The sequence below is a fragment of the Bariatricus sp. SGI.161 genome, from assembly GCF_050313695.1.
In the GTDB taxonomy this organism is placed as follows: Bacteria; Bacillota; Clostridia; order Lachnospirales; family Lachnospiraceae; genus JAFBIX01.
On the sequence record NZ_JBNPLX010000054.1, the window covers coordinates 1 to 7,783 of the forward strand.

At 40.9% G+C, this 7,783-nt stretch carries 6 protein-coding genes and 1 pseudogene; 1 reads left to right on the forward strand and 6 read right to left on the reverse strand.

The genetic code is table 11. From position 1 onward, the window contains the following. The first annotated feature begins 159 nt into the window (after positions 1-159). Positions 160-1,488, forward strand: a complete 1,329-nt coding sequence (locus ACQRBH_RS16825) for a Na+/H+ antiporter NhaC family protein (RefSeq protein ID WP_427762610.1) — start codon at positions 160-162, stop codon at positions 1,486-1,488. A gap of 80 nt (positions 1,489-1,568) precedes the next feature. Here the strand turns inward: ACQRBH_RS16825 and ACQRBH_RS16830 are convergent, their stop codons facing one another. The 6 genes and pseudogenes from ACQRBH_RS16830 to ACQRBH_RS16855 all read right to left on the reverse strand — a co-directional run bounded on the left by ACQRBH_RS16830 (position 1,569) and on the right by ACQRBH_RS16855 (position 7,682). Then, positions 1,569-2,354 (reverse strand): arginase family protein, encoded by a 786-nt coding sequence (locus ACQRBH_RS16830; protein ID WP_427762611.1) that lies wholly within the window; start codon positions 2,352-2,354, stop codon positions 1,569-1,571. A 96-nt stretch (positions 2,355-2,450) separates the two neighbouring features. Continuing rightward, positions 2,451-2,894: an Hsp20/alpha crystallin family protein gene (locus ACQRBH_RS16835; RefSeq protein ID WP_427762612.1), complete on the reverse strand. Its 444-nt coding sequence runs from the start codon at positions 2,892-2,894 to the stop codon at positions 2,451-2,453. Positions 2,895-3,079: 185 nt separating this feature from the next. Further along, a complete protein-coding gene (locus ACQRBH_RS16840; RefSeq protein ID WP_427762614.1) occupies positions 3,080-4,405 on the reverse strand; it encodes an MATE family efflux transporter in 1,326 nt (441 codons plus the stop codon). Between the two features lie 150 nt (positions 4,406-4,555). After that, positions 4,556-5,860 (reverse strand): O-acetylhomoserine aminocarboxypropyltransferase/cysteine synthase family protein, encoded by a 1,305-nt coding sequence (locus ACQRBH_RS16845; RefSeq protein ID WP_427762616.1) that lies wholly within the window; start codon positions 5,858-5,860, stop codon positions 4,556-4,558. 166 nt (positions 5,861-6,026) lie between these two features. Next, complete coding sequence (locus ACQRBH_RS16850) at positions 6,027-6,947, reverse strand: LysR family transcriptional regulator (protein WP_347376598.1); 921 nt, start codon at positions 6,945-6,947, stop codon at positions 6,027-6,029. Between the two features lie 129 nt (positions 6,948-7,076). Beyond that, a pseudogene (locus ACQRBH_RS16855) lies at positions 7,077-7,682 on the reverse strand (class II glutamine amidotransferase). Positions 7,683-7,783 lie beyond the last annotated feature (101 nt).

Here is a 7,783-nt window from a genome sequence, read left to right on the forward strand (position 1 = left end):
TGATTTTTATTCTACAACAAAAAGCGCTCCCAATCCAGTTTATCGCATCAAATCGTTAACAAGAGCTGTTGACTTTATAAGATGTCCATGTTATGGTACAGAAACACATAGTTATGAAATATAAAAAAGAAAGAAAATGTATGTACAAAGAGAGGTAATATGGAGAAGAAAATTAATGGGAAGGCATTCCTTCCATTTGGGGTTTTTGTTGGGGTATATCTGATCACTGGTATCGTGCTGAATGCAAAGGGAGTGGAAATGGCATTCTATCAGCTTCCCACTCCGGTTGCAGCGGTTATCGGCGTTATAACTGCATTTATCTTATTCAAAGGAACGATCAATGAGAAGCTGGAGACATTCTTAAAAGGCTGTGGTCAAACCGATGTTATGACGATGTGCTTTATCTTCTTATTTGCAGGTGCATTTACTACTGTATCCAGTGAGATGGGCGGTGTTGACGCTGTGGTAAATCTTGGCATGTCTGTTCTGCCGCCGCAATTCGTTGCTGCAGGTGTATTTGTTATCTCCGGATTCATCGGAATCTCTACCGGAACATCCGTGGGGACGGTTGTTGCGGTCACTCCAATCGCCATAGGGCTTGCCGAAGCCGGCGGCCTGAATGTATATCTGGTCGTTGCAGCGACTATCTGCGGCGCCATGTTCGGAGATAATTTATCTATGATCTCAGATACGACAATTGCAGCGACCCGCACACAAGGCGTAGAGATGAAGGATAAGTTTCGTTCCAACTTCGCGATCGCTCTTCCGGCTGCGATCATCACTGTTGTACTTCTGCTTATTTTCGGAAGGCCAGATGTTGTGCCGGAAGCTGCCGAGTATTCTTTTAGTTTTATAAAAGTATTGCCGTATGTATTCGTTCTTGGGACATCGTTATTAGGACTAAATGTGTTCCTCGTGTTAACCGGAGGGATCGTATTCTCAGGCGTAATCGGTATTGCAATGGGAAGCTTTACAATCCTGGAGTTCGCGAACCATATCTACACCGGATTCACAGGCATGTTTGAGATCTTCCTGCTCTCCATGATAATGGGCGGTCTTGCTTCCATGGTACAGGAAGAAGGCGGCATCGAATGGGTATTGCAGAAGGTTCGAAAAGTCATCAAGAACAGACACACCGCAGAAGCAGGGATTGCCGCCATGGTCTCTGTGGCAGATATTGCAACAGCCAATAATACCGTATCCATCCTGGTGACCGGCAATGTAGCAAAAGAATTAAGTGAAGAATATGATGTGGATCCAAAACGTACCGCATCCTTACTCGACTTATTTGCCTGTGTCTTCCAGGGAATCCTGCCATACAGTGCACAGATTCTGTTTGCCTGCGCAATGCTTGAGAATCTGAACAGCCCATTCCAGGTAATCTCCTTCTGCTGGTACCAGTATATTGTGGCAATCATCGCGATTCTTTCTATATTATTTACTGGGAAATCTAAGAAAAAGCATGCAAAAGAGACGGCCGAAGTATGATAAGAATTGTTCCCCCGGTGAAAGAAAAAATCTATTTATTTTATTTGCATTTTTAGCTAATATTCACATTATTTCAATACTCATATTCTCTCATATTTATCAGGAAAATATTTTGAAAGAAAATGATACAAGATTGCATTGGTCGTTCCATTCACTTTTTCATCTTCTACAAGCTGCAAAAAAGGCTCTTCCAGACTACATTCTCCACAGATATCAACTCCGATTACTATCTGATGACGAAAAACTTCCGAAAGCAGCTTCTGTAAGGTATCTACAGACATACTGCCCTGGTTCCAGTTGGTTCTTGCGCCATACCGGTCCAACACATCTTTGTCAATGGAAATATATGCAGGAAGTTCCTTTTGTATCTGATTCAGGTCTTTTTCAATTGTCTGCGCTTCTATCTCCTGCATGCTGACACAGACTAATTTTTCCTTAAATTTTTTCGGTATTTCCCTTATACTTTCCTTATTGGGTCCGATTAAAATTAATTGCTTTAAATATGGATTATCTGAAAGCATCTCACCTGCCCAGCTTCCACAACTCGTCAACTCATGTATCATAGGCTGCTGCATATCATTATGATAATCGAACAATACCAGGGAAAATGGAACCCGAATCTTCTCCGCGAATAACTTTGTAACATAATGATAGTTCCCATTATCCAGAAAATGAATCCCTCCCGGCCCATATGAAGTCAGCCGCTTTCGGATCTCTCGCTTCGCTTCCGCCGTGCAATACATATTCGTACCTCTGATGTCACTCAGATCAACTCTTCGGATATCCTGAACTTTACTCTCAATATCTTCTGGATAAACATGTGTAAAATCAAGAATCAAATTCTGCGCCTTGTCCAACTCTTTCACACCTCTTTCTTCAGGAATCTGACACACAGTAATAAACTGAAAAAGGGCCGCATACCCGCAATAGCAAGTATGCAGTCCCGTATACTCAAGAATACTTTATCCTTCGATAGCGATATAGTGCTTCTTCTCTTCTACCGCCTTCTTGTCATCTTTCGGCATTTTGAATGACAAAATACCATTTTCATACTTCGGATGGATATCCTTCTCTGTCACATTCTCACCCACATAAAAGCTTCGACTGACACTTCCGGCATAGCGCTCACGTCTTACGTATCTTCCATCCTCGTTCTTTTCATCCTTATTGAGTCCCTTTGAAGCACTGACAGTCAGATAGCCATTTTCCAGCTGCATCTGAATCTCATCTTTCTTAAATCCCGGCAGGTCAATGTCTACTTCATAACCAGAATCTGTCTCCTTCACATCTGTCTTCATCAGATTGCTTGCATGCTTTCCGTACAGTACTTTATCAACATTCGGAAATGCAAAATCATCCATAAAATCATCAAACAAGTTTTCTCCAAAAATACTAGGCATCATCATAAGTCATATCTCCTTTCAAATAGATACAAAAATTGTTTCAGCACTATCGGAGAAATCCGAGGTGTCGCTTTCAGAACATATGAATCAGATTTAATTTTATCTTCTTCTTTGTTCTATTTGTACTATAACACCTATACTATCTTTCGTCAATAGAACTCTCTAATATTTTTGTGAACATTCTGTGATTAATTCAATGAATGATTCCCGCTAATTGCCACCAGCATCAATAATGTAGTAATCAATTCTGCCGCCGGAAACGCCAGCCAGATTCCTGTCATTCCAAACAACCATGACAGGACATATGCACATACAATAATTGCCACCACGCCTCGTACAATAGATGTAACAAATGCCCATTTTGCAGATTCTGTAGCGCTTAGATATCCTGTCCCTACAATATTGAAACCAGCAAACAGAAATCCCACGAAATACAACCGCACTCCTTCCAGTGCATAAGCTGCCATCTTCGCATTGTGTTCACTGTTAAATATATTCACAATTGGCTGTGTGAAGCAAATCGCGACAAATATAACCAAAAGAGCCAGAATAATCGCAGTCCCTATCGACAACTTTAAGATCTTCTTCACAGAAGTTCTGTCTCCTTTTCCATAAGATTCACTCAGAAGCGGCTGTGCACCCTGGGACACTCCATTAAAAATAGAGGTCGCTACGATTGCCGTATTAGCCACGATACCATAAGCTGCCACACCATCATTGCCTGCCAGTCCCAGAATCAGATAGTTGAACACGGCTGTCGTCACACCGGAAGATAACTCTCCGATAAATGCTGCCATTCCTAACTGACACGCTTCTACGATTCTTCTAACAGATGGCCTCTGCCAGATGAATCTCACCGTACTTTCCTTGGAGAAAAAGTGGGTACAACATATCAGAATTCCAACCACCGGAGAAAATGCCGTTGCCAGTGCCGCTCCGGCCATTCCCATTCCAAGCGGAAACATAAGCACATAATCCATTACAATATTAAATAAACTACTGAAAAGCGTCGCCTGCATTGCCCGGGAAGGATTCCCGTCATTTCTTACGAATGCATTGCAGATATGATTTCCCATAAAAAAGGGAGCAAACATAAGAAAGATTCTGGTATACGGTGTACCAATCTTCACAATCTGCGCATCTCCACCCAGCACAGCGATCAACTGCCCCGGTAACAAAGCACCTACCAACATGAATAATGCCCCTAAAATAACCGCGAACATCACAGCATTGGAAAAATACAGCTCCGCTCTCTCATCATTTCTGGCCCGCAAGATGTTAAATCTGGTCGCCGAGCCAACTCCTATCATTGCGCCAATTCCAAAAATCAGGCTATACAACGGAAGCACCAGATTCAACGCTGTAATTCCCCCTGCACCTTCTGCCCGTGAAATAAAGAAAGTATCCGCGATAACATAAGCAGAGATTCCTATCATCCCCAATATATTCTGCGATACATACTTTGCAAACTTTCTCTCTGTCGAAATTTTTTCGATTCTATCCATACCGTTCATGATTGCCCCAAAACCTTTTCTATTTCTAAATACTTATATTAACCCAAGTATCCAAATTGTACACCGCCTTCTTCATTTTTACAATACAAATCGAGCCCATGTTTCTCCTAACCAAAAAACATGGGCTCAAACATTATAGTATCTATATTATTATTTTACTGCTTCAAATGCTGTATCTAATGCTGCGATCAGATCTTCCACCTTCTCAATACCGATAGACAAACGAATCGTATTCGGCTTGATTCCCTGATCCAGAAGTTCTTCTTCTGTGCACTGGCTGTGTGTAGTTGTTGCAGGATGAATCACAAGTGATTTTACATCTGCTACGTTAGCCAATAATGAGAAGATTGCCAGATTGTCAATGAATTTCTGCGCTGTCTGGGCATCTCCCTTGATCTCAAATGTAAAGATAGAGCCGCCTCCATTTGGCAGATACTTCTTATATAATTCATGACTCGGTTCACTCTCCAGTGAAGGATGGTGAACTGCTTCCACCTGTGGATGATGTGCCAGATAATCGACAATCTTCAATGCATTGCTTACATGACGCTCTACACGTAATGACAATGTCTCCAATCCCTGTAAGAACAGGAATGCATGGAATGGAGAAAGTGTTGCACCAGTGTCACGCAGGATGACTGCACGGATATAGGTCACAAAAGCTGCCGGACCAGCCGCATCTGTAAATGCCACACCATGATAACTTGGGTTTGCTTCAGATATCCATGGATATTTGCCAGATGCTTTCCAGTCAAAGTTACCGCTGTCAATAATAACACCACCGATGGCTGTTCCATGTCCTCCGATAAATTTGGTTGCAGAATGAACAACGATATCTGCACCATATTCGATCGGACGAATCAGATAAGGAGTTGCAAAAGTAGAATCAACTACCAATGGAATGTTGTGCTTATGTGCGATTTCTGCCAATTCTTCCAGATCAATCAGGTTTGAATTCGGATTTCCAAGAGTCTCTACAAAGATTGCTTTTGTATTTTCCTGAATTGCTGCTTCAAAAGAACCTTCTACTTCCGGATCAACAAAGGTTGTTGTCACTCCATTGGTCAATGGCAATGTATGTGCTAATAAGTTATAAGTACCTCCGTAAATAGTCTTAGATGCTACAATGTGCTCTCCTGATCTTGCCAGTGCCTGGAATGTATAATCAATGGCTGCTGCACCAGATGCTACTGCAAGTGCTGCGACACCGCCTTCCAGAGATGCAATTCTCTGTTCGAATACATCCTCGGTAGGATTGGTAAGTCTTCCATAGATATTACCTGCATCACGAAGTCCAAATCTGTCAGCTGCATGCTGTGAATTGTGGAATACATAAGATGATGTTGCATAGATAGGAACTGCTCTTGCATCTGTAGCCGGATCTGCCTGTTCCTGTCCGATATGTAATTGTCTTGTTTCAAAACCCCAGTTTTTAGAATCTTTAATATTTGCCATTTTCATGTCCTCCGATCTATTTATTTTTGTTTGTTTTTTATTTTCTGTAATCATACTAACATGATAGGTTTAATATGTCCAATATACAAAAAAAATATCTAGTTATAGTTTCAAACTATAACTAGATACATCACAACTGACAATAAGACAAAATCGCCCATTCCAACTAATCAATATTCAAATAACACTTCAATTTCTCTATATACAGTTCTCCAACTTTACTCAGTATCGTATTCTTTCTCACAATATATCCTATCTCCATGACACTGTTGGGATTCTGCTCGTCATCGTGGAACGGAACTGCAACAAAATCACTTCCATTCAGTTCTTCGCATATGATTCCTGAGCAAAGTGTATATCCATTCAAGCCAACCATCAGATTCAGCATTGTGGCCCGGTCATTTGCCTTGATTGTCTGTGAATATTCATTCGTGGACAAGATTTCTTCTGCAAAATAAAATGAACTATTGTCCCCCTGTTCAAAAGATAAACATGGATAACCATCCAACTGTTCAAAGCTGATGGACTCCTGATTTGCCAAGGGATGTTCCCTCCACAGATATACATACGCCTGACAGTCGATTAGATGGTGGAATTCCAGCCCGGCAGATCTCAGAAGCTTTTCCATTGATTTTCGGTTGAAATCACAAAGATACAGAAGACCAATCTCACTTTTCATGGTACTGACATCGCTGATTACTTCCGCCGTCTTTGTCTCACGGATTGCAAATTCATACTCTGACATATCAAATTCTTTCGCCATATCTACAAATGCCTTCACTGCAAAGGAATAATGCTGGGTAGACACACCGAATTTTTTCTTATAAGATCCACCTTTTCCGTATTTTTCCAATACGCTTTCATATTGCCCATATATCTGCTTTGCATAGAGAAGAAATTCTGTTCCATCGTTAGTCAGCGTAACTCCTCTTCCGCTCCTGAAAAACAAAGTGATTCCCAGTTCTTTCTCCAATTCCTTCATGGCATTGGTCAGTGAAGGCTGGGATACATATAATTGTTCTGCTGCTTTATTTAATGATTTTGTCTCTGCAATTGTTATAAAATAATTTAACTGCGTTAAAGTCATACTCGTTTTTCCTCTATAAAGTCTTAATCATATTACCTGTACGGCATTTTCACAAATCCATTGTAACATATATATACGTTCATATCTATTATATCACTGGTTTTTCGAAACTGTGCAATCAGTCCTTTTTTACAGATTTGCAAAGTCTAAGAATAACAACCGCATCTTTTCTTCACTTTCAATAAATTCATTTCCATGGTTGGTTCCTGTATATCGCAGTTCACCATCCTGGTACGCCAAAAGCGTATTCATCGGTATCTGTCCCCATGAATCCTTGCCTAATGGCCTGGTAGAAATCACCAGCGCATCTTCTTTCCAGCACCAATGCAGACTGTTCTTATAATTCGTATGAACATAGAAAAGTTCCCCATCAAACACAAAAAGATTTACTTTATTTTCAGGCGTTATCTTACATATAATCTCATCCATCAGCCGAAAACGTTCTTCCTGAGACATAGGACGTCTTAATCGTTCCTGCTCTGTATTGATTCTGTCAATCATATAGCAAAGGATTCTTTCACTATCCGTCTGTCCCTGTTGCGTTTTGACAAATGTACTTAAGATCTCACAGTCAAAAATAGTCCCATTATGTCCCAGAGTCTAGGGACGTCCACAATTATCCCGCATTACAAAAGGGTGTGTATTCTCATAATCCATTGTTCCTCTTGTTGCAAGTCTGATATGTGCTAACATCTTATCAGCCTCTATTTTTGCTCTCAATCGCTGCTTTAACATAATTTAGCAAGAATTCCCCCTCTTCTTAGGTGGTTGGGATGAATTGCAAAGAAGGAACATATGTTCTTGAAATTCGGCGAGCATTATGATATAATATGCTC

Coding starts and splice junctions, on each gene's coding strand:
- ACQRBH_RS16825 (WP_427762610.1), top strand. CDS start 160: ATGGAGAAGAAAATTAATGGGAAGGCATTCCTTCCATTTGGGGTTTTT.
- ACQRBH_RS16835 (WP_427762612.1), bottom strand. CDS start 2,894: ATGATGATGCCTAGTATTTTTGGAGAAAACTTGTTTGATGATTTTATG.
- ACQRBH_RS16840 (WP_427762614.1), bottom strand. CDS start 4,405: ATGAACGGTATGGATAGAATCGAAAAAATTTCGACAGAGAGAAAGTTT.
- ACQRBH_RS16845 (WP_427762616.1), bottom strand. CDS start 5,860: ATGGCAAATATTAAAGATTCTAAAAACTGGGGTTTTGAAACAAGACAA.
- ACQRBH_RS16850 (WP_347376598.1), bottom strand. CDS start 6,947: ATGACTTTAACGCAGTTAAATTATTTTATAACAATTGCAGAGACAAAA.